Here is a 20,760-nt window from a genome sequence, read left to right as displayed (position 1 = left end):
TTAAATTTCTTTACTTTTTTGATCTGGAATAACAACTTCTTCTTCGAATGACATAAGTATTGGATACTTTAAGTACGCTTGATCATAAAATGGACTTTGTTCATATAACCAGTTTAATCGAGCTTCTGCGTCACTCGCGAATGATTTATCTTTAAGTTTTTCATCAAACTTAAGCGCAAGCTTTGGGTTATCTTTTAGCATTTGGCGTGCATACGGAATTAGCGCATAGTTTTCCATGTACTCGGTACGCTGAAAAATAGTATTAAACTCACCCCACGCAAAAAATGAATCAGGAGCTTCTGGGTGCAATAAATGCACAGCAAGCTCACCTGCTTTTTGTTGAGTATTGACTTGATACCAACCATCTAAATCTACATTTATAGCAGGGACGTAATCAAAAGTTGCTGATACTCTAAAACGCCCTTCAAATGGTGCTTTATCAAACGTGTATTCAGCCACCTTTGCAACTTTCAAAGGCTGTGTGTTTGCCCCTTCAAGTTTATTAATAGAGACACCATGTAACTTTAGTTTCTCAATAATGTTGCTATATACAGGCGGAATAAAAAAAGCTTTAGGTACTTCAACTGTATGCTGTACATCTTTTTGCCAATAAATAGGTAAGTCAGTATATGTATGTGCTTTACCCAAATATTTCACTTCATTTTGACCCGAAAGTGAATTCATGCTTGATGAATATTCAATGCCTTTAAACTGCGCAATCGTATCAGCTTGCTTGGCATAGCCACGCTTTACTATTAGCTGTTTAGGAACAAATTCTTGTTCTTTTTTTACTGCATTAGCTAATTCATGACTGTGCTTTGATAGCGCAGTAATAGCACCATCTAAAAATACATAAGTTCCCAATACACGTTGCTTGTAAGGCTTCAATGAATGATTTTCGACTAAAATAGTCGGCAATGACTTTAAATCCCCCCAACCATTTGAAAAACGTGGCGTAGCAACCCAGCCCGCTAACCCTTTTTTAAAGTCGCGCTTGTCCATAACAAAAACAAGTGGTCCTGGGATGTGTCCTTGCTTCGCTAGCGTATCGTCAATGAGAGGTTTAAAAAACTGGTTTAATGTATCTGATACCGCAGGCGATTCGCTCGAAAATACCGGATTGTAACCATAAGTCACATCGTATTGGTAATCTGCGCCGTCGGTAACGTGTACATCAATGTATAAATTTGGGTTGTAGTCGTTAATAACCTTTAAAACACTTCTAACTTCTGGGGTATCTAATTTAGTAAAATCACGATTTAAATTAAGGTTATTAGCATTTGTTCTAAAGCCCATTTTTGCAGGGCCCCGTTGATTAATGCGATTGAACGCACTGCTACGTTCGTGGCCATCTACATTTAAAATAGGAATAAATAATATGTTTACCTTTTTTAAAATGTCACGGCGCTTACCCGTCGCTATATCTCTGAGTAACATGAACATGGCATCTTTACCGTCTATTTCCCCAGAATGTATTCCTGCCTGGATAAAAATAGTTGGCTTAGTGCTATTAGCCATTTGCCTTGCTTCAAAAAAACCTTGCTCACTGGCAATTAGCATTTTTATTGCACGCTTACTATTACTATAGCCAATGGTTTGAGATTGATACTGAGTAGGGTTTGCAGCAACTAACCTATCTACAAATGCCATTGTATTTGCATAATCGGGCGACGCTTCACCTGCAGATAACTCAAAGTCAGTAGTTAACGGCCCTTGTTTTTGTAAAAGCTCTACGCTTTTCCCCTGCCACTCAATGAGTGGAGGTAAGTGTGCGTCATACGCCACACTTGCAGATAAAATGAGTAAACTTGCAAACATAAAATTCTCTAACAAACGCCTTAATTATATAAATTATATCAACTAAATTTTTTATAATGAGGAAACTGCGGTGATTCAACAAAAAAATGCAGCCAAATACATTTCACTCATTCACACCTGTGTTTTTAGGCTTTATAACCTTATTAAGTATTATACCAATGTGCAATAATACTTAATCATTTTGCGGGGCTAAACATGTCGCTATCTGCGTTAAAAAACTCTCATTTACGACTGCATGGATGCAGAAGGTAGAGCAATGCAGGAGCAATTGCCGAGAACAACTAAATAGCGAATTTTTTACCTAGCTATCAACACGTTTTTCCGCCCTCAAAATAGATCATTTAATTAAGCGAATTAGTATTACTCATTGGGTTAAGTTACTAAATTACAGGCACAAAAAAAGGAGCCATAGGCTCCTTTTTAATACTTATATAAAAAAGCTTAAGCGGCTAGGCCTTCTTTTGCTTTTTCTACAAGCGCTGCGAATGCAACTTGGTCGTAAACAGCGATATCTGCAAGGATCTTGCGATCGATTTCTACAGAAGTCTTTTTAAGACCATTGATAAAACGGCTGTAAGACAGACCATTTTGACGTGAAGCAGCATTGATACGTGCAATCCATAATTGACGGAAAGTACGTTTCTTCGCACGACGGTCACGGTAAGCGTATTGACCCGCTTTAGTAACAGCCTGGAAAGCTACGCGGTAAACACGTGAACGTGCTCCGTAGTAACCTTTTGCTTGTTTTAAAACTTTTTTGTGACGTGCACGTGCGACAACGCCGCGTTTAACTCTTGCCATTTCTAAAAACCCCTATTAAGCGAACGGTAACATACGTGAAACTAGACCATGGTCATTTTTATGAACCATCATCTTAGGACGTAGGTGTAACTTACGCTTAGAAGTTTTCTTAGTCAGAATATGACGAAGATGCGCTTGTTTACGCTTGAAACCGCCAGAAGCAGTCTTTTTGAAACGCTTAGCAGCGCCACTGTGACTTTTTAGCTTATAAGCCATTGCAATAACTCCAATTGTATTGCTTTTAAATTAGTAAGCAGGCGTGAGATATATTTCTATAGCTCCACTTTTAGGCCTAACTTACTGCCATGTTCCGGTGAAGACCCAACATAAATGCCGCAATCTTGCTTTAAGACCGGTTAACTCAGGTGAATATTCGCATATTGCTTGCAGACCTGAGCTAATTTCGGTGCGTATTATCGCTTAAAAATTATTTTTTAGCAACAGGCGCCATCATCATAACCATTTGGCGGCCTTCAACACGATTTGGGAAAGACTCAACTACTGCAAGCTCTTCTAAATCGGCTTTGATACGGTTTAATAATTCTATACCAATTTCTTGGTGAGCCATTTCACGACCACGGAAGCGGATAGTAATCTTAGCTTTATCACCAGCTTCTAAGAACTTACGTAAGTTGCGAAGCTTAACCTGATAATCACCTTCATCCGTACCAGGACGGAATTTGATTTCTTTTATCTGGATTTGCTTTTGCTTCTTCTTCTGCTCTTTTAGTTCTTTGCTTTTTTCAAAGATGAACTTACCGTAGTCCATGATTCTACAAACAGGCGGCTCAGCGTTTGGACTGATCTCAACAAGATCAACACCCGCTGCATCGGCCATAGTTTGCGCGTCTTGTAATGACTGAATTCCAGCTTGTTCGCCTTCAATGTCAATTAAACGAACTTCTTGCGCTGTAATTTCTTCGTTAATACGATTTTTTTGAGCTGTTTGTTGCCCTTTCTTGCCGCCTCTAATAGTACGTTCCTCCAAGAATATCAATAATATAAGCGTGTAAATGGCTGTTTGTTAATGCCTTACACGCTCGATTTTTACTGTCGATTTTTAATTTCTTCACTAATTTTAGCTACAAAATCATCAACATTAAATTTGCCAAGGTCTTCACCTGTGCGAGTACGCACTGCTACTTCTTGCTGTTCAACTTCTTTATCGCCAACAACAAGTAAATATGGAATACGCTTCAGTGTATGCTCACGGATTTTAAAGCCAATCTTCTCATTTCTCAAGTCAGCAGCGGCTCTAATTCCAAGTTTATTTAATTTTTGTACAACTTCTTTAACATAAGGAGCCTGTTTATCGGTAATATTCATAATTACCACTTGCTTTGGTGCAAGCCACGTCGGGAATAAACCAGCGTACTCTTCAGTTAAAATGCCAATAAAGCGTTCAATAGAACCTAAAATAGCACGATGTATCATTACAGGTGTACGACGCTCGTTATTTTCTGCTACATAAGTAGCACCTAAACGACCCGGTAATGCAAAGTCTAATTGCACTGTACCACACTGCCACGCTCTGTCTAAACAATCGTACAAAGTAAATTCAATCTTAGGACCGTAAAACGCGCCTTCGCCCGGAAGATAATCAAATTCAATATCGTTTAGCTTAAGTGCATCAGCTAAAGCAAGCTCTGCTTTATCCCACATATGGTCTTCACCAATGCGTTGTTCTGGGCGAGTAGATAGCTTAACTACAATCTTCTCAAATCCGAATGTTTCATATGTATCATAAACCATCTTAATACACGCTGACACTTCGTCCATTATCTGCTCTTCAGTACAGAAAATGTGAGCGTCATCTTGTGTAAAGCCACGTACACGCATTAAACCGTGTAGTGCACCTGATGGTTCATTACGGTGACAACAACCAAATTCAGCCATACGAAGTGGTAAATCACGGTACGATTTTAAACCTTGGTTAAAGATTTGCACGTGACCAGGGCAGTTCATTGGTTTAATTGCGTATTCACGTTTTTCAGACTCAGTGGTAAACATTGCTTCTGAATATTTTTCCCAGTGACCTGATTTTTCCCAAAGTGAACGGTCCATCATCATTGGACCTTTTACTTCTTCGTACTCATATTCGCGTAATTTTTCACGTACGAATTCTTCAAGCTCACGGTAAATGCTCCAACCATCGTTGTGCCAAAATACCATGCCTGGCGCTTCTTCTTGCCAATGCCATAAATCAAGCGCTTTACCAATACGACGGTGATCGCGTTTTTCAGCTTCTTCAAGGCGCTTTAAATACGCTTTAAGTTGCTTTTTATCGCCCCACGCGGTGCCGTAAATGCGTTGTAGCATTTTGTTTTCTGAATCACCACGCCAATATGCACCCGCCACTTTCATTATTTTAAAGTTTTGGCAAAATTTCATGTTAGGAACGTGAGGTCCACGACACATGTCTACATATTCTTCGTGATGATATAACCCAGGACGGTCATCTTTAGCGATGTTTTCGTCCAAAATTTCTATTTTGTATGTTTCGCCACGCGCTTCAAATGTATCGCGTGCTTCTTGCCAGCTTACTGTTTTTTTCACTACGTCGTAGTTGGTTTTTGCAAGTTGCAGCATACGCTTTTCAATTGCTTCAAGATCATCTTGTGATAGTGAGTGTTCCATATCGATATCGTAGTAAAAACCGTTATCAATGGTAGGACCAATTGCCATTTTTGCGTCTGGGAAAAGTTGCTTAACTGCATGACCGATTAAGTGAGCACAAGAGTGACGAATGATTTCAAGGCCGTCATCGTCTTTAGCGGTAATGATCTCAAGACGAGAGTCATCACTAATTAAATCACATGCATCAACACGGTCGCCATTTACACGGCCCGCAATGGTCGCTTTAGCTAAACCAGGACCAATGTCGTTTGCAACATCAAGCGTGCTTACAGGGTTTTCAAAACTACGTTGACTTCCGTCTGGAAGAGTAATAACTGGCATTATAAATCCTTGCTACAGTGGTGACACCTACAATGTATCACGTGTATTTTTAATAAATTAAATGAGAATGACTCGACAACGCTTTTACGAATAAGCATTGACTAATATATGTAGATGAGGAGTCTATTCAACTACAAAGATATATTGTCGCGTGCCGCGCATTTAATTACAAGTTTAAAGGGGTGAAATCGACCCGTTTTATCCACAAAATGTAGCTTTTAAAGCAAAAAAATCATTTTATTAAGATATAAAAGCATCAATGCATTAATTACGCGCCTACAGCTATACCCACACTCGCATTTTAATGTGCGTTGCGTATAATACTGCGTAATTAAGTTATTTTAGAGAATAGACATGAGAACATGTGGTGTAGAAATTACCGGTAGTGATGTACTACTTTGTATTTTAAGTAAAGATAATGACGTATTTGATATTCGCGATGTGCGCCAAACACGCTTTACCTTAGGTAACGGTAACGACACTGAAGTAATGCGTAAATTTCAATTCGATTTTGCAAAACTAATGCAAGATTACCAAATTGATTCTGTTGCAATTCGTGAGCGTCAGCCTAAAGGTAAATTTGCTGGCAGTGCAAAAGGCTTTAAAATGGAAACTGCAATTCAATTAATTGACAACTTAGATGTACGTTTATTTACTACAACTGAAGTTAAAGAGCAGTTAAAACGCAACCCCATCCCTATTGATTTTGAAGAAACAGGCCTTAAAAAGTACCAAGAAAATGCTTTTGTAAACGCTTACGTTTATATCATGAAAAAAACATACCGCAGCGACGAAATGTAAACTCATTACTCGTTTAAAAACGCGTACTTACATTGTAAGACGCGTTTTTTTGTGTCTAAAAAGTAGTATTAGCTTTTATTAATCTAATAATACATTAGTCTAACTGCACTTCTCTTTGTCGACAATATGTGTTTATTTTAACTTTGTAGTTTACATAACTCACACACATTTTCATGGAGAGAGCAATGCACACACACACTACCCCGGTAAAAGAAGTAGAGCAAACAAATCACTTGCCGTTATCCCAAAGCTACTTTAAAGGTATACAAAGCACACCTTTAACAAATTCAACTATAGGCGAGTACTTTGACTTTATTGTCGACAAAAGGCCAGAGGCGTTAGCTGTTGTAGTTCATCACCAAGGTATTAGATTAACGTATAAAGAATTTCAAAAAGAAGTTAATCAGCTTGCGAAGGGGTTACTTGCCCTTGGCGTAAAACCAGGTGAGCGCGTTGGTATTTGGTCTCCTAATAATATTGAGTGGTGCTTAACCCAATTTGCAACGGCAAAAATTGGCGCAATAATGGTGTGCATCAACCCGGCATATCGTCCTAACGAATTACAATATGCTTTAAATAGTGTTGAATGCTCAACTCTAATCACAGCATCAAATTTTAAAGGCAGTGATTACTTAGAAATGCTTAATGGTTTAGCGCCAGAACTTGCAACTTGCGATAAGTACACACTTAATTTAAAAGCACTACCCACTCTTAAAAATATAATCCGCATTGGCGATGAAGCATCTCCTGGTATGCACTCTTTTAATGATGTTATTAACTTGCCAACAGCAGCTCATGAGCTTGAATTAAAAGCAATAGGTGAAAACTTAAATGCTGATCAAGATATCAATATACAATTTACATCAGGTACAACAGGCAACCCAAAAGGCGCAACGCTCACTCATAAAAATATTTTAAATAATGCGCTATTCGTCGCCGAATCTATGCACTTTACGAGCGATGACAAGTTATGTATCCCTATCCCGTTATATCATTGCTTTGCAATGGTATTGGGTAGCTTATTGTGTGTTAGTAAAGGTGCAGCAGCTATTTACCCTAGTGATTCGTTCGATGCAAAAACCACGCTTGATGTAGTTCAACAAGAAGGATGTACAGCGCTGCACGGTGTACCTACTATGTTTATTAGTGAGCTTGAGCTGAGTAACTTTAACGATTATGACCTAAGTACTTTACGCACGGGTGTAATGGCAGGCTCTACATGCCCAGAGCAAGTAATGCGCAAAGTACAAACACAAATGAACATGCATCAAATACTGATTGCTTACGGGCAAACGGAGTGCAGCCCCATAAACAACATTACCGAAACAGACTCTTCAATAGAGCGGCAAGTAACAACGGTTGGCCGCGCACTTGCCCATACCGAGGTTAAAATAATTGACGAGCTGGGTAACATTCAAAAAATTGGTCAACCTGGCGAAGTGTGTAGTAAAGGTGCAGGCATAATGCGCTGCTATTGGAATGACGAAGCTAAAACAAAAGCCACAATAGATGACGAAGGTTGGCTGCACTCTGGCGATTTAGGTGTCATGGATACAGAAGGGTTTGTTACGATTGTTGGGCGTATAAAAGATATGATTATTCGCGGCGGCGAAAACATTTACCCTCGAGAAATAGAAGAAGTACTTTACACCTACCCTGGCATTCAAGATGCTGCCATATTTGGTATAACCGATGAAAAGTATGGCGAAGAAGTGTGCGCTTGGATCCAACCAAAAGAAGATGCTGTACTTGATGAGCAAGCAATTCGTGAGTTTTTAAAAGACAAACTAGCCTACTTTAAAATGCCACGACATATCCGTTTCGTAGAAAACTACCCAATGACAGTAACAGGTAAACTGCAAAAATTTAAAATGCGCGAGCAAATGCAAGAAGAGCTAAGCGACAACGCTTTTTCCTAGTTTCGTCTTTAAGTAACTGAGGCTCTGGGTAGGGAATTTATCTCAGAGCTATGTTCAGAGCTAGCAGCGTTAAATTTACGTATGTTAGGACTAATACTAAAAAGCACAGCCAATTGGCTGTGCTTTTTATGTACTGAGTTTATTATAAATTCAACATTCTCTTTTTTAAACGTTCTAAATCAATCGCACTCGAACGCACTGTTAATTTAATATGGCTGTATTCATATTCTTCTTTAACAACACTCATACTCGATCGAATTTCGCCCACAATACCTTTAGCTGTGTACGGTATAACAATCTCTTCTTCAATCATGTCCTCTTGAGCAATGCCAATAATGTATTTGTGCAGTTTACTAATATCATCTGGATTACGTGTAGAAGTCATCATCGCATCAGGAAACTCATCCATTAGCGACTGCTGTTGATCAGTACTTAATTGGTCTGACTTATTCAGTACTAATAATTTTTTGCTACCTTCTACCCCAACTTCTGCCAGTACTTTATGTACTACTTCAAGTTGTGAGCGAAAAGAAGGATCTGAAGCATCTACAACATATAACAGTAACGACGCATCATGTGCCTCAGCGAGCGTTGAATGAAATGAAGCAACCAAATCATGAGGTAATTTTTTAATAAAACCAACCGTATCTGAAACCAATATACGAGGCTGGGTAATCGGATACAACGCGCGAACAGTGGTATCTAGCGTTGCAAAAAGTTTGTTTTCGCCTTCTACATCACTACCTGTAATTGCGCGCATCATTGATGACTTGCCCGCATTGGTATAACCAATTAAAGCCACTGAGAATAGCTCAGAGCGCTGCGTACGTCTGTCCATCATTACATCTTGAACACTAACAAGTTCGCGCTTTAATTCTGCTAACTGATCGCGCACCTTACGGCGATTTAGCTCAAGTGTGGTTTCACCCGCACCTTTACCCATTTGGCGTTCTTTATCACCTGTTGATGTTTCACGAAGCCGTGGCGCGACATAATTAAGGCGAGCAATTTCAACTTGTAATTTTGCTGTTTTAGTACGCGCATGACGGCTAAATATTTCAATGATAATACCAGTGCGATCAAATACTTCTACACCTAATTGGTTCTCAACATTACGCAGTTGAGAAGGCGTTAAATCGCAGTCAAATACCACTACATCGGCACATGCAAACTCTAAATCGTTTGATGGAATTTCTGAGGATATTTCGGTTAAAGGGTCTTCATCAAGTAAATCATCTTCTTGCTCGTTTTCAACCATCCCTTTATTGCCGGTAAGGTGTGCTATTTCAGCTAGTTTTCCTGAGCCCAGTACATTAACTTTTTGGGTAGAACTTTGCTTTTGCGATTGTGTACCTACTACTTTAAAGCCTAATGTAGTTACCAAACGAGCAAGCTCTGCAAGCGATTCTGTTGCTTCGTCGCCTTTAAATTGTGGTGTACTAATAGAAATAAGTAACGCATTAGGAAGTGATGGTTTTGCAGTTAGTTGCATAATTTTTTATATGTTAATGCACCTAAAGTGCAAACCTAATTTTCATTCGAAAGTAACTTGATCCTACGCTGTTATGACCGAGCTTTACAGCGTTATAGCTTACGAATGCAATTATTATCTTTATTTTGCCAAAATTAGCGTTAATCTGTGAACTATTTGTGCGGGGGCAATATAATTTTTACACGCAAGTAAACCAATAAGTAACTTGGTGTTGTTATAAATGTATTTAATTATTAAGTGTTGGGGTTTAACATTGATAATAGGCTTTATGTAGCATTGCACATACACAAGCCCATTAACTAAAAGCTAATTAGCTAAAACCAGTTACTAAGCAGACTCTTCTGGACGATGCTGCTTTTGTACGCCGGTTAAAAACAAACGTAATATTTGATCGTTACAAACACGGTAATGTTTGTTATCTACTTTACGAGAAAATGCGCTTAACTCATGCTTACTTAAATCAAAATCAACAAGTGCAAGTGTTGCTATAACATCTTCTGCTTTCATATTTAAAGCAATACGTAGCTTCATAAAGATAATATTGTTGTTTAGCTTTTTCTCTGGCTCTGGTTGCTCACCTTCGCGTTTGCCACGTTGGGTATTAATAAACCCATTTAAAAAGCTTGCAAACTCAGTATCACTTATTGGGGTAAAAGCCTCTTCACCTTCTTTAGTTAACCATGCAATTACTTGCTCTTTGGTGACCGTATGCTCTGCTGATGCAAAAACATTGACCATAGCAGTATCAGTTAAGTTAAAAGTGTAGCGAATGCGGCGTAAAATATCGTTATTAGTCAAAGTAAATCCCAAAGTGAGGTATAGCAACCAAGCAGTTATTGCTTAATTTTATATAAGCACCTAGTTTAACAGGTTTACTAATACCACCCTATAAATTTTTATCTGAGCTTCTTATACCTAGTTACCAAGCACCTTGGCAGGATCTACGCGCGTTGCTTGCCATGCAGGATAAATAGTGGCAAGTATCGCAAGCACAAACGTAACAATCACTGTAATACCAATGTCTTCAAGTACTAATTTACTTGGTAAAAACTCTATAAAATAAACGCCCTCAAGCGGATTGGCTCCAAATAATTGGCTTATCCACGTAAAAAGCTCACTTATATTAAGCGCTAATACCACGCCAATTAGTGTCCCTAGTGCCACGCCTACAAATGCTTGCATTAAGCCTTGCATTACAAAGGTGGCTAAAATAGTACTGTCTTTCGCGCCCATGGTTTTTAAAATTGCGATATTGCCTTGTTTTTCGCGTACTTCCATCACCAAGGACGATACAATATTAAAACTGGCTACCGCTATAATTAAAAACACCACAATATAAACAATGGTACGCACCATTTGAATATCTTGATAAAGGCTGCCTTGGGTTCTAAACCAACTAGAAATATACACGTAGTCGTCAATAGTTTGGCCCACTCTTAGCGCTATTTGATGCGCCGAAAACACATCATCAACACTTAAACGCAGCCCTGTTACTTGGGTTTCATCGTAACCCAATGTTTGCTGTGCTTTGTTAAGATGTATAAATGCAGCGGTACTATCAATCGGTCCGCCCATTTCTATAACACCTGCAAGGTTAAGTGTTACGCGTTTAGGCGCTAATAATGATTGACCTTTTTGACTAATTTGCGGAATAAGTAATGTAATGTTATCGCCTACTTTGGCGTCTAACTGTTTTACTATTTGTTTACCTAAAATTACATCGTCAAGGCCTAGCTGGCTGACTAATTTACCACTGGTAAACTGATTTACCGCCGATACATTACTCTCGAGCGATGGCTCAACACCTCGAATTTCTATCGCTTTTAGCTGGCTTTTATATTGCGCCATCCCATTCACTGCAATAAATGGCGCAGCCCCTGTTACATGCGGTTGTGTTTGTAAATCCTCAATTTTTTGCGACCAATTCGCGATGGGTCTACTTGGTGCTACATATTCAACCTGTGGCACAACACTTAGTAATCTATGTACTAGTTGCTGCTCAAAACCATTAATTACCGACAGCGCCACAATTAAAACCGCGACACCTAATAAAATACCAATAGTCGACGCTTTAGCGATAAAACTAACAAAGCCGTTTTTTTCATCTTTGTGGCCTGAATAGGCTCTAAAACGTTTACTTAAAAATGCACTAAGCAACATGCTGCGACTCTTTAATAGCTAGTTTTCCATCGTCTAAATAAGCTATTTTGCCCAGCTTATCGGCAAGTTCTAAATCGTGTGTAACTACCACAAAACTGGTGTTTAAGCTTTGGTTAAGCTCATTAATTAAATCGTAAATTTTAATCGCATTTTGTTTATCTAAATTACCGGTTGGTTCATCAGCAAGCACAAGCGCAGGTTTTGTAACCAGTGCACGGGCAATAGCCACGCGTTGGCGCTCTCCACCAGAAAGCGCAGACGGTTTATGCGAGCTGCGATGTGCAAGGCCTACTTTTTCGAGCATATCGAGCGCTTGAGCTTTGGCTTCTTTTGCACTCAAGCCTTTAATTAATAATGGCATAGCCACGTTTTCGACTGCGCTAAACTCCATTAATAAGTGATGAAATTGATAGATAAAGCCCAAGTTTTGGTTTCTAAATGCGGCTTGCTCTGTTCGCGAAAGTTTTGCAACTTCTTGGTTTTTAATTTTAGCGCTACCTGAGCTTGCGGTATCTAATGTGCCAAGTATGTGTAAAAGCGTACTTTTACCAGAGCCAGAACTCCCTACAATAGCGAGCATTTCACCTTGCTGCAGCGCTAAATCAACACCTTTTAATACTTCAACTTGGTTGCTGCCATCTTGATAAACTTTACTTAAATTTTCACAACTAATTACTAAATCATTCATAACGTAATACCTCTGCTGGTTTTACTTTTGCGGCTTTACGCGCAGGATATAAGGTAGCTAAAAAGCTCATAGCAATACTGGCAAACGCTATTATTACTAAACTCAAAATATCAAATTTTACCGGAAGCTCTATACCTGCCAATAAGTTTAAGCCCACTAATGCAAGTAGCTCATTTATATATAAACTAAATATTACACCTAAAAATGCGCCTATTGCTGTACCAATTACGCCGTTATATAAGCCTTGCACCATAAACACTTTTTGCACTTGCGAAGGCGTTAAACCTAACGTTTGTAGTATGGCCACTTCACCTTGTTTTTCGCTTACCATCATGGTTAATGCCGATACAATATTAAATACAGCCACCAATACAATGAGGGCAAGCAACATAGACATAATGCGCTTTTCCATAGCAACGGCTGCAAATAGAGTACCTTGGGTACTGCGCCAATCACTATAATTATTATCTTGTAAAATACGCTGGCTTGCTTCAATAAACTCATCTAGTTCGAAAGGTTCGTGCAATGAAACACTTAAATTTGGGGCCGTGTTTTTATCCAGCTTTAATACCCGTTGTAGTGAAGCGCCACTTGTAAACGCAAGTGCCATATCTATCTCAGATCCGGTTTCGTATATTGCGGCCACTTTAAATAAACGCTGGCTGGGTACTCGCCCAAGAGGTGTATATGTTGAAGCATTAGGCATAATAACGCGAAGCTTATCACCCACGCTAACGCCTAATTTACGACTCAAATAACGGCTTATAGCAATGTTGTAATTTTTGTTTAATACAGTTTTCCAATCGCCTTGCACTATTTTATCGGTAATTTTATACAAAGACCCGCTGTCGTTATAAAGGCCTTGTAGTAAAACGCCGTGCAAGTCTTTATTCGTTTGCAAAATAGCTTCGCCGTGGCGATATAAGCTTACATGATCAACATAAGGAGATTGTTCGAGGTCGGTTTTAAGGGTGCCCATTTGGGTGGCAGTGTGTTTACCTGCGCTAACTTCAACATGCGGAATAAGTCCAAGCATATTGGTTTTTAGGCTATTTTCAAACCCGTTCATTACACTGCTTACCGTAAATAATGCCATTAAACCAATAGCGATACCGGCAATAGAAAAAAACGAAATAAACGATATAAACGCATTTCCTTTAGAGGAGCGACTATATCTAAGCCCTATAAATAAGCTAACCGGTTGAAACATATTATTTTTAACACTTATCGTAAAAGTATTGAGCAATAGTAGCACGAAAAAAGTGCCTTTGGGTATGGCGTAAAATGTAAGAAATAATTTAAAAATCTGATACTTGGCTATATTTACAGCAATACATGCTTAACCATTAATTCGCGATTAAGCTTTCAGCCCTTTAACTAAATAATCGAGCAATACCCGTACATTAGTCGCCACAAACTGCCTTGGTGGATATACGCCCCATACCCCTTCTTGCTGTGGTTGATAGGGTGTTAAAATAGGCACCAATTGCCCTGAGTTAATTTCGTTTTCAATGTAGTAGTCTGGGAGTTGTACAATACCGAGCCCCTTTTTTGCGCCATCCACCAGCGCCCAACCACTATTACACTGTAGCCGCCCTGCTATTTTAATGTGTTTATCGCGCCCATTTTCGTTTACGCGCCAGTAGCTACTATTCCCAATTAAACATTCATGGCTGTTTAGCTCGCCTAAAGTATGCGGCTCACCAAATCGCGTTAAATACTGCGGTGCAGCGCACATAATAAAACGCCGCGCACTTAACCTACGCGCTTTTAAGCTCGAATCTTTTAAATGCCCTAACCTTATGGCTAAATCAAATCCGCCCTCTAATAAGTTTTCTTGCTCGTTACTTAGTGTGGCAACAACTTCTACCTCGGGATGCTCCTTCATAAAATTATGCACTATGGGCATAATAAAGCTCTCTCCGTACATAACTGGTGCTGTGAGCTTTATTTTACCTTTAGGCGTACTTTGTTGCAGAGCAAGGCCTTGAGTTGCCTCGTCCATAGCGTGTTGTAAGTGCTTTATTTGATGTAAGTACACTTCACCTTCTTTAGTTAAAACCACTTTACGAGTAGTACGAGTTAAAAGCTGGGTATTTAAACGTTGCTCAAGCGCCGTAACATGGCGGCTAATATGCGCAACCGAAAGCCCAAGCATTTTTGCAGCCGCAGTAAAGCTGCCCTCTTCACCAACCGCTATAAACTCATCAATTCCATCCCAACGTGCCATTATTACCATACTGTAAAAGTGTTTTAATAAAATTGAGATTATCATTATTTGAGAAACAAATACAATAAGCCCATCACCCAAGCAAATTGGGTCTACAATTATTTTTTAATAGCCAGTTAAAGGAAATAAAACACATGTCTGAATTTATTAAATCAAAAGCTGCCATTGCTTGGGGTCCTAATCAACCACTTAGTGTTGAAGAAGTTGATGTGATGATGCCTAAAAAAGGCGAAGTTATGGTAAAAATTACCGCTACAGGTGTGTGTCATACTGATGCATTTACATTATCAGGACAAGATCCTGAAGGCATATTTCCTGCTATTTTAGGTCACGAAGGCGCTGGTGTTGTCTATGCAGTTGGCGAAGGCGTAACGAGTGTTGAAGTGGGGGATCATGTTATTCCTTTATACACTGCAGAATGTGGCGTATGTAAAATGTGTACTTCAGGTAAAACTAACCTGTGTTCAGCCGTGCGCGAAACACAAGGTAAAGGCCTAATGCCAGACGGCACTACACGCTTTTTTAAAGATGGCCAACCAATTTATCACTACATGGGTACATCAACGTTCTCTGAGTACACTGTATTGCCAGAAATCTCACTTGCTAAAGTAAATAAAGAAGCATCACTAGAAGAGATTTGCTTACTAGGCTGTGGTGTAACAACGGGCATGGGCGCAGTTACCAACACAGCTAAAGTAAAGCCTGGCGATACTGTTGCTATATTTGGCTTAGGCGGTATTGGTTTGTCTGCGATTATTGGCGCAAAAATGGCTGGTGCAGGTCGTATTATCGGTGTTGATATAAACACCACTAAATTCGATTTAGCTACAAAACTAGGTGCTACTGATTTAATTAACCCAAAAGATTTCGACAAGCCAATTCAAGAAGTTATTGTTGAAATGACAGATGGCGGCGTTGACTACTCGTTTGAATGTATCGGTAATGTTGACGTAATGCGCTCAGCGCTTGAGTGTTGCCACAAAGGTTGGGGTGAGTCGGTCATTATTGGTGTGGCAGGTGCAGGCCAAGAAATATCAACCCGTCCGTTTCAGCTGGTAACTGGGCGTGTATGGCGTGGTAGTGCATTTGGTGGCGTTAAAGGCCGTTCACAACTCCCTGAAATTGTTGAGCGTTACATGGCAGGTGAATTTGCTCTTAGCGACTTTATTACTCACACAATGAGCCTTGAAGATATTAACGAAGCGTTTGATTTAATGCACGAAGGCAAAAGTATTCGTACAGTCATTCATTACTAATAAACTGCATTCGTAAAATAGCTTATTAATAAGCCGTAATACTTTTAAGTTTACGGCTTTTAAGGATTAAGTATGTTAGAAAATATCTCAAGTGTAAAAGTGTCTGGCGGTTGGCATAAGCAATATACTCACAGCTCGCAAAGTACACATTGCACTATGCGCTTTGCCGTATTTTTACCACCTGGCGCAAGTGAAGCAAATAAAGTACCGGTACTTTATTGGTTATCGGGATTAACCTGTACCGACGAAAATTTTATGCAAAAAGCCGGTGCATTTAAAAAAGCAGCAGAGCTGGGTATTGCTATTGTAGCGCCTGACACTAGCCCGCGTGGCGAAAACGTACCCAATGAAGACAGCTACGACTTTGCACAAGGCGCAGGCTTTTACGTAAATGCCACGCAAGCTCCTTACAACACCCATTTTAATATGTACGATTATGTTGTTAGTGAATTACCAGCATTGATAGAGCAACATTTTCCGGTAACATGTATAAAAGCAATTAGTGGTCACTCTATGGGCGGGCACGGTGCATTAATGGTCGCACTTAAAAACCCGACTGCTTTTGTAAGTGCCTCGGCTTTTAGCCCTATTGTAAATCCGATTGAATGCCCTTGGGGTGTAAAAGCATTTACTGGTTATTTAGGAAATGATAAAGCGCTTTGGAAGCAATACGACAGCTGCGAGCTGATGAAAAACGCAGAGCAAGCTCATTACTTACCCATGTTAGTGAGTCAAGGTGATGCCGATGGTTTTTTACAAGAGCAACTTAAGCCAGAAAACTTAGTCGCTATTGCTGATAAAAAAAGCTACCCGCTTACACTTGAAATGCAAGCAGGCTACGATCATAGCTACTTTTTTATAAGCAGCTTTATTGACCAACACTTATTATTTCATCATCAGTTTTTAACTGCTTAGCCTCATTAGTGTGTAGAGATGACTTTTCTACCTCTACACACTCTTTTAGACTTTTAGTGACCTGCCTACATACTTGCGTAGTAGTGCTTTCCCCTTTAACTAGGCTAACAAGAGCCGAATCTATCTTTAATCCCATATCAGTAAAGTTAAATCCGTTTTTATCTGTAGGTACTGGCTCTAGTGGGTTTTTATAAGGTGTTGACTGCGCCGGGCTAATACTATTTTTATCATTACGCGCCTGAGATTGTGCTTGCCCATCAATAATAGCGCCCGCAACTGTACAGCCAGAAAGGCAATAAAAAAACAAAAGTACAATAATTGTTTTCATCATTCATCCTTAACTAAATATTACCTAAATTGTATACGTTTTTTATTGTAACTCTGTAAAAAAATGTAAGTATTACTACCTAAAATCATTTATAAACTTTCTTGTAACACCCACCAGCTGCAATATAAAAAATGGCGACCCTAAATAACCTAAAATTTTATTAATGGTAGTTTGTAAGTGTTCTGTGAGAAGTTCAGGAAATAAAAAAGCAAAAACAGATAACCCAGCGCAAAATAGTAACGCTGTTTTTTCAAGTTTAGTGGGTGTGATTAATGTTTTATTTAAAGGCAAAAGGTTCATATAGGTGTCTTTTAGGTATGATAAAAGAATACGGGGCTTTAAAACTCAGTTCAAATTAACTATCGCGTAAAATAGTAATAAAAACATGTAAAAGTTTCCTCAATAATTTTTATTAAACTCAGCTTCCTACAATAAACCATTGATTATTAGTTATTTATGCAATGGCCCACTGTTTGCTTATTATTAACAAAATTAACCCGCATAGGCTCAATAATGGAAATTGATTTACAGTGGAATGAAATCATCGATAACTTAATACATTTAGGTATTGCCTACCTACTTGCGCTACCTATGGCTTACGACAGAGAGCGTAGCCATGATGGTGCAGGCCTTCGTACCTTTCCTCTTGTTGCTGTTGCATCGTGTGGGTATGCATTAATAGCGATGTCGGTTTTAGATGGCGCAGAAGCTCAATCTAAAATGTTGCAAGGCATCATTACTGGCATTGGTTTTATTGGCGGTGGCGCAATTTTGAAAAATAACAAATCAACCTCCGGTACAGCAACCGCAGCCAGTATTTGGAATATGGGCTTAATTGGTATAGCTGTGGCCTATAGCCGTTACGAAATAGCCATTTTGCTTGCCATTATTAATTTTATAACGCTAAGGTATGTAAAAAAGTTTAAGTGATAATTGGCTGTATTATTACAAGTAATGCGAGCAAATATTGGTCGTATTACGTGTGTATAATCACTGGTAAAATATAAATACACGATTTCAATTTGATACAATATAACATATAATAAATACAGTTTTAAATCACTCTATATAGCTCTCTTATGCCGCTACCTTCAACCGATAACCGCTTACATCATATTGATATATTACGGGGCATTATAATTATATTTATGGTTATTGACCATGGTATGTATTATTGCCTTAATTACTCAGTTACCGATCCGATGACTATTCCAGGGTCTGATCCCGTTACCTTTTTTACGCGTTTTGTTTCTCACTTTTGCGCACCACTCTTCGTATTCTTAGCAGGTCTATCTGCGGCAATAACAGAGCATAAATATGTATCCACTAAAGCATTTTCACAGAGCTTGATTATTCGTGGTTTAGTGCTAATTTTGTTTGAATTTACTATTGTTTCGTGGTCTTGGAGCTTTAACCCATTATACCCAATGCTATACGCACAAGTTATTTGGGCTATCGGCTGGGGCTTTGTTATTTTAGGACTGCTGCGTTTCCTGGGCATTTATGCCATTTTTGTAGCAGGCTTATTACTCGTGTTTGGGCATAATTTATTTGATGGAACAAGCTTTGAGCCTAATACATTTGCACATACTGCTTGGTCTATTGCACATCAAAAAAATGTACTTGATCTCCCTTTTGATTTTCAAATTAGAACAACCTACCCAGTTGCCCCTATTGTTGGCTTAATGGCATTGGCATATTGCGCTGGTGTTTATTACAAAGCGCAACAATACAGTAAAAAAGTGATGAATCACGCATTGTTATTAGGGGTTACTTGCCTTGCGCTTTATGGCATTTTACGTGGGTTTAACTTATACGGTGACATGTCACAGTTTGCTATACATACAAGCTCATTACTCACTGTTATGTCGTTTCTAAACCCAACAAAGTATCCGCTTTCGCTTCAGTTCATGTTACTTACAGTTGGCCTTGGGCTTATTTCTTTAAAGGCATTAAGTGGTTTAAAAACCGATTTTTCGCATAACTTTTTACAAGTACTGGGTAAAACAAGTATGTTTTCATACCTTGTGCATTTGTATTTATTACATGCTATTGCTTGGTTACTTATACCTATTCTTGGCTTCAATTTTAGCGATATGACCTACGCAGATACGCTCGTTGGTTTGCCTGAAGGTTATGGCATGAGTTACACAGCAACACTTTTATTTATAGCCGTTGTAATAGGGCTAACAACCCTACTCGCTAAGCGATACATTGTTTGGAAGCGAAGCCACAAACATAGCTTAATTGCTAAATATATATAAGTAAAAACACAAACCCCGCATAATATTTGCGGGGTTTTATGTCATTAACCAATACGTAAAACTTATAAAAAGCTATCACCACTTTGCTTTAGCGTAACAGTTTGTGCTTGAGCGCTTTTAATTAATAACCCACAACGCACATCGTTTTGTGAAATTACAATTTTATCAATTGTGCTTGTATCGTAATTTACTACTTTGTTCTCGCAGCGTAACTGAACTTTAGTTAGCGGCATTTGCGCTTCAAGCGCTACTTCACTTTTTGACAATAAAGGTAATACCGCCTGCTTAGGCAATAGCTCTATTTGTTGTTTTATATCGCCAGAACTTTTATAAATATCATTAACTTGAGCTAATAACTGTTCCTTATTTTGCTGTGTAAAAGTGATGGATTCAATATTGCCTAACGCATCTATTGCGTCATAGGCACGTACATAATCTTGTTTTGATATAAACCATTGTAATGCATTTTTTATCACACGCTTTTGAATTTGATCTGGTAGGTTACCTCGAAATAAAAATGCTTCGTTGATGTGCTGATCAAAGCTCTTCCAGTCTTGTACAAAATAACTGTGCTGGCTTTTAAGCCATGCAAGCAAAACAATCTCAACCGTATTTTTCGTATGTTCGTTTTCTAACTCATCAATACGGCTTTTCGCTTCATCGTATTTCTTTTCATCGATTAACTTACTAGCTTGTTCATAATCATTAAAAAAGCCGCGAGACGCTTTATCATTTGAAAAACCAGCATGTAAATTTTGCGAACTTACAGTAATAGTTTTTGCTACAGGTATAGTCTCGCCATTTAATTTTGCACTTTTGTAGTTAAGCTTAGACACGTAGTCCATTACTTCTCTTTGATACTTTTTTTGACCAGCTGTAGCTACAATTTCGATATCGCTCACTTGGCCGTTTTCATCAACAAGATAACTACTTAAATTAATTCCTTCTAATCGAGACGCACGCGGTGAGGTATTAGTAAGTTGATCGTAATTTTTATTAATCACCTCTGCAGGGACAAAGTCGTCAGCAAACACAGGGAGTTGAGTAAAAGCAGAAGTTAAAGAAAGCGCTAATATGAGTTTTTTCATCGATTTTATCCATCCTAGATAGTGTTTATATAATAGAAACAA

Annotated in this window: 19 protein-coding genes; 6 read left to right on the top strand and 13 right to left on the bottom strand. The window is 38.8% G+C overall.

What is annotated here, in order from left to right; translation table 11 throughout:
- The 5 genes from H5088_RS00295 to thrS all read right to left on the bottom strand — a co-directional run bounded on the left by H5088_RS00295 (position 1) and on the right by thrS (position 5,577).
- Complete coding sequence (locus tag H5088_RS00295; protein WP_182751939.1) at positions 1 to 1,818, bottom strand: M14 family metallopeptidase; 1,818 nt, start codon at positions 1,816 to 1,818, stop codon at positions 1 to 3.
- A 441-nt stretch (positions 1,819 to 2,259) separates the two neighbouring features.
- Entirely contained in the window at positions 2,260 to 2,619 is a 360-nt protein-coding gene (gene rplT / locus H5088_RS00290) for a 50S ribosomal protein L20 (protein ID WP_002960711.1), read from the bottom strand.
- A 15-nt stretch (positions 2,620 to 2,634) separates the two neighbouring features.
- On the bottom strand, positions 2,635 to 2,835 hold the full coding sequence (rpmI, locus tag H5088_RS00285; protein ID WP_002960713.1) for a 50S ribosomal protein L35: 201 nt from the start codon (positions 2,833 to 2,835) through the stop codon (positions 2,635 to 2,637).
- Between the two features lie 211 nt (positions 2,836 to 3,046).
- The gene (gene infC, locus H5088_RS00280; RefSeq protein ID WP_002960714.1) at positions 3,047 to 3,607 is read right to left on the bottom strand and encodes a translation initiation factor IF-3; all 561 of its coding nucleotides are present in this window, start codon (positions 3,605 to 3,607) and stop codon (positions 3,047 to 3,049) included.
- 59 nt (positions 3,608 to 3,666) lie between these two features.
- The gene (gene thrS / locus H5088_RS00275; protein ID WP_024595638.1) at positions 3,667 to 5,577 is read right to left on the bottom strand and encodes a threonine--tRNA ligase; all 1,911 of its coding nucleotides are present in this window, start codon (positions 5,575 to 5,577) and stop codon (positions 3,667 to 3,669) included.
- A 354-nt stretch (positions 5,578 to 5,931) separates the two neighbouring features.
- Here thrS and H5088_RS00270 point away from each other — a divergent pair, with 354 nt between their 5' ends.
- Positions 5,932 to 6,378: a DUF3010 family protein gene (locus H5088_RS00270; RefSeq protein WP_002960715.1), complete on the top strand. Its 447-nt coding sequence runs from the start codon at positions 5,932 to 5,934 to the stop codon at positions 6,376 to 6,378.
- A 185-nt stretch (positions 6,379 to 6,563) separates the two neighbouring features.
- Positions 6,564 to 8,297, top strand: coding sequence for an AMP-binding protein (locus H5088_RS00265; protein ID WP_182751938.1), 1,734 nt, complete (start codon positions 6,564 to 6,566; stop codon positions 8,295 to 8,297).
- Between the two features lie 142 nt (positions 8,298 to 8,439).
- Here the strand turns inward: H5088_RS00265 and hflX are convergent, their stop codons facing one another.
- From hflX to H5088_RS00235, 6 genes are all read right to left on the bottom strand, one after another.
- A complete protein-coding gene (gene hflX, locus H5088_RS00260; RefSeq protein WP_024595635.1) occupies positions 8,440 to 9,789 on the bottom strand; it encodes a GTPase HflX in 1,350 nt (449 codons plus the stop codon).
- A 327-nt stretch (positions 9,790 to 10,116) separates the two neighbouring features.
- Entirely contained in the window at positions 10,117 to 10,587 is a 471-nt protein-coding gene (locus tag H5088_RS00255) for a DUF1456 family protein (RefSeq protein WP_182694991.1), read from the bottom strand.
- Between the two features lie 117 nt (positions 10,588 to 10,704).
- Positions 10,705 to 11,949, bottom strand: coding sequence for a lipoprotein-releasing ABC transporter permease subunit (locus H5088_RS00250; protein WP_182692978.1), 1,245 nt, complete (start codon positions 11,947 to 11,949; stop codon positions 10,705 to 10,707).
- Positions 11,939 to 12,637: a lipoprotein-releasing ABC transporter ATP-binding protein LolD gene (lolD, locus tag H5088_RS00245; RefSeq protein ID WP_007375330.1), complete on the bottom strand. Its 699-nt coding sequence runs from the start codon at positions 12,635 to 12,637 to the stop codon at positions 11,939 to 11,941. The genes H5088_RS00250 and lolD overlap by 11 nt, the downstream gene beginning before the upstream one ends.
- On the bottom strand, positions 12,630 to 13,847 hold the full coding sequence (locus tag H5088_RS00240; RefSeq protein ID WP_182751937.1) for a lipoprotein-releasing ABC transporter permease subunit: 1,218 nt from the start codon (positions 13,845 to 13,847) through the stop codon (positions 12,630 to 12,632). The genes lolD and H5088_RS00240 overlap by 8 nt, the downstream gene beginning before the upstream one ends.
- Before the next feature lie 147 nt (positions 13,848 to 13,994).
- Positions 13,995 to 14,867, bottom strand: a complete 873-nt coding sequence (locus H5088_RS00235) for a LysR family transcriptional regulator (protein WP_182751936.1) — start codon at positions 14,865 to 14,867, stop codon at positions 13,995 to 13,997.
- Between the two features lie 134 nt (positions 14,868 to 15,001).
- Here H5088_RS00235 and H5088_RS00230 point away from each other — a divergent pair, with 134 nt between their 5' ends.
- Together H5088_RS00230 and fghA are read left to right on the top strand one after the other, a co-directional pair.
- Positions 15,002 to 16,123: an S-(hydroxymethyl)glutathione dehydrogenase/class III alcohol dehydrogenase gene (locus H5088_RS00230; protein WP_002960732.1), complete on the top strand. Its 1,122-nt coding sequence runs from the start codon at positions 15,002 to 15,004 to the stop codon at positions 16,121 to 16,123.
- A 72-nt stretch (positions 16,124 to 16,195) separates the two neighbouring features.
- Entirely contained in the window at positions 16,196 to 17,038 is an 843-nt protein-coding gene (gene fghA / locus H5088_RS00225) for an S-formylglutathione hydrolase (protein ID WP_182751935.1), read from the top strand.
- Here fghA and H5088_RS00220 read toward each other — a convergent pair.
- On the bottom strand, positions 16,992 to 17,366 hold the full coding sequence (locus H5088_RS00220; RefSeq protein WP_096792994.1) for a hypothetical protein: 375 nt from the start codon (positions 17,364 to 17,366) through the stop codon (positions 16,992 to 16,994). The genes fghA and H5088_RS00220 overlap by 47 nt on opposite strands.
- A 513-nt stretch (positions 17,367 to 17,879) precedes the next feature.
- Here H5088_RS00220 and H5088_RS00215 point away from each other — a divergent pair.
- Both H5088_RS00215 and H5088_RS00210 read left to right on the top strand, forming a co-directional pair.
- Complete coding sequence (locus H5088_RS00215) at positions 17,880 to 18,296, top strand: MgtC/SapB family protein (RefSeq protein WP_002960738.1); 417 nt, start codon at positions 17,880 to 17,882, stop codon at positions 18,294 to 18,296.
- A 149-nt stretch (positions 18,297 to 18,445) separates the two neighbouring features.
- Positions 18,446 to 19,630: a DUF1624 domain-containing protein gene (locus tag H5088_RS00210; RefSeq protein WP_182751934.1), complete on the top strand. Its 1,185-nt coding sequence runs from the start codon at positions 18,446 to 18,448 to the stop codon at positions 19,628 to 19,630.
- A gap of 62 nt (positions 19,631 to 19,692) precedes the next feature.
- Here H5088_RS00210 and H5088_RS00205 read toward each other — a convergent pair whose 3' ends face one another.
- Positions 19,693 to 20,718, bottom strand: coding sequence for an energy transducer TonB (locus H5088_RS00205; RefSeq protein WP_182751933.1), 1,026 nt, complete (start codon positions 20,716 to 20,718; stop codon positions 19,693 to 19,695).
- Between the last annotated feature and the right edge of the window lie 42 nt (positions 20,719 to 20,760).

The organism is Pseudoalteromonas sp. SR43-3, from assembly GCF_014163875.1.
Taxonomy (GTDB): Bacteria; Pseudomonadota; Gammaproteobacteria; order Enterobacterales; family Alteromonadaceae; genus Pseudoalteromonas; species Pseudoalteromonas distincta.
This window is presented reverse-complemented; position numbering and strand designations above follow the sequence as displayed.

Coding starts and splice junctions, on each gene's coding strand:
- H5088_RS00295 (WP_182751939.1), bottom strand. CDS start 1,818: ATGTTTGCAAGTTTACTCATTTTATCTGCAAGTGTGGCGTATGACGCA.
- rplT (WP_002960711.1), bottom strand. CDS start 2,619: ATGGCAAGAGTTAAACGCGGCGTTGTCGCACGTGCACGTCACAAAAAA.
- rpmI (WP_002960713.1), bottom strand. CDS start 2,835: ATGGCTTATAAGCTAAAAAGTCACAGTGGCGCTGCTAAGCGTTTCAAA.
- thrS (WP_024595638.1), bottom strand. CDS start 5,577: ATGCCAGTTATTACTCTTCCAGACGGAAGTCAACGTAGTTTTGAAAAC.
- H5088_RS00270 (WP_002960715.1), top strand. CDS start 5,932: ATGAGAACATGTGGTGTAGAAATTACCGGTAGTGATGTACTACTTTGT.
- H5088_RS00265 (WP_182751938.1), top strand. CDS start 6,564: ATGCACACACACACTACCCCGGTAAAAGAAGTAGAGCAAACAAATCAC.
- hflX (WP_024595635.1), bottom strand. CDS start 9,789: ATGCAACTAACTGCAAAACCATCACTTCCTAATGCGTTACTTATTTCT.
- H5088_RS00250 (WP_182692978.1), bottom strand. CDS start 11,949: ATGTTGCTTAGTGCATTTTTAAGTAAACGTTTTAGAGCCTATTCAGGC.
- lolD (WP_007375330.1), bottom strand. CDS start 12,637: ATGAATGATTTAGTAATTAGTTGTGAAAATTTAAGTAAAGTTTATCAA.
- H5088_RS00240 (WP_182751937.1), bottom strand. CDS start 13,847: ATGTTTCAACCGGTTAGCTTATTTATAGGGCTTAGATATAGTCGCTCC.
- H5088_RS00235 (WP_182751936.1), bottom strand. CDS start 14,867: ATGGCACGTTGGGATGGAATTGATGAGTTTATAGCGGTTGGTGAAGAG.
- H5088_RS00230 (WP_002960732.1), top strand. CDS start 15,002: ATGTCTGAATTTATTAAATCAAAAGCTGCCATTGCTTGGGGTCCTAAT.
- fghA (WP_182751935.1), top strand. CDS start 16,196: ATGTTAGAAAATATCTCAAGTGTAAAAGTGTCTGGCGGTTGGCATAAG.
- H5088_RS00220 (WP_096792994.1), bottom strand. CDS start 17,366: ATGAAAACAATTATTGTACTTTTGTTTTTTTATTGCCTTTCTGGCTGT.
- H5088_RS00215 (WP_002960738.1), top strand. CDS start 17,880: ATGGAAATTGATTTACAGTGGAATGAAATCATCGATAACTTAATACAT.
- H5088_RS00210 (WP_182751934.1), top strand. CDS start 18,446: ATGCCGCTACCTTCAACCGATAACCGCTTACATCATATTGATATATTA.
- H5088_RS00205 (WP_182751933.1), bottom strand. CDS start 20,718: ATGAAAAAACTCATATTAGCGCTTTCTTTAACTTCTGCTTTTACTCAA.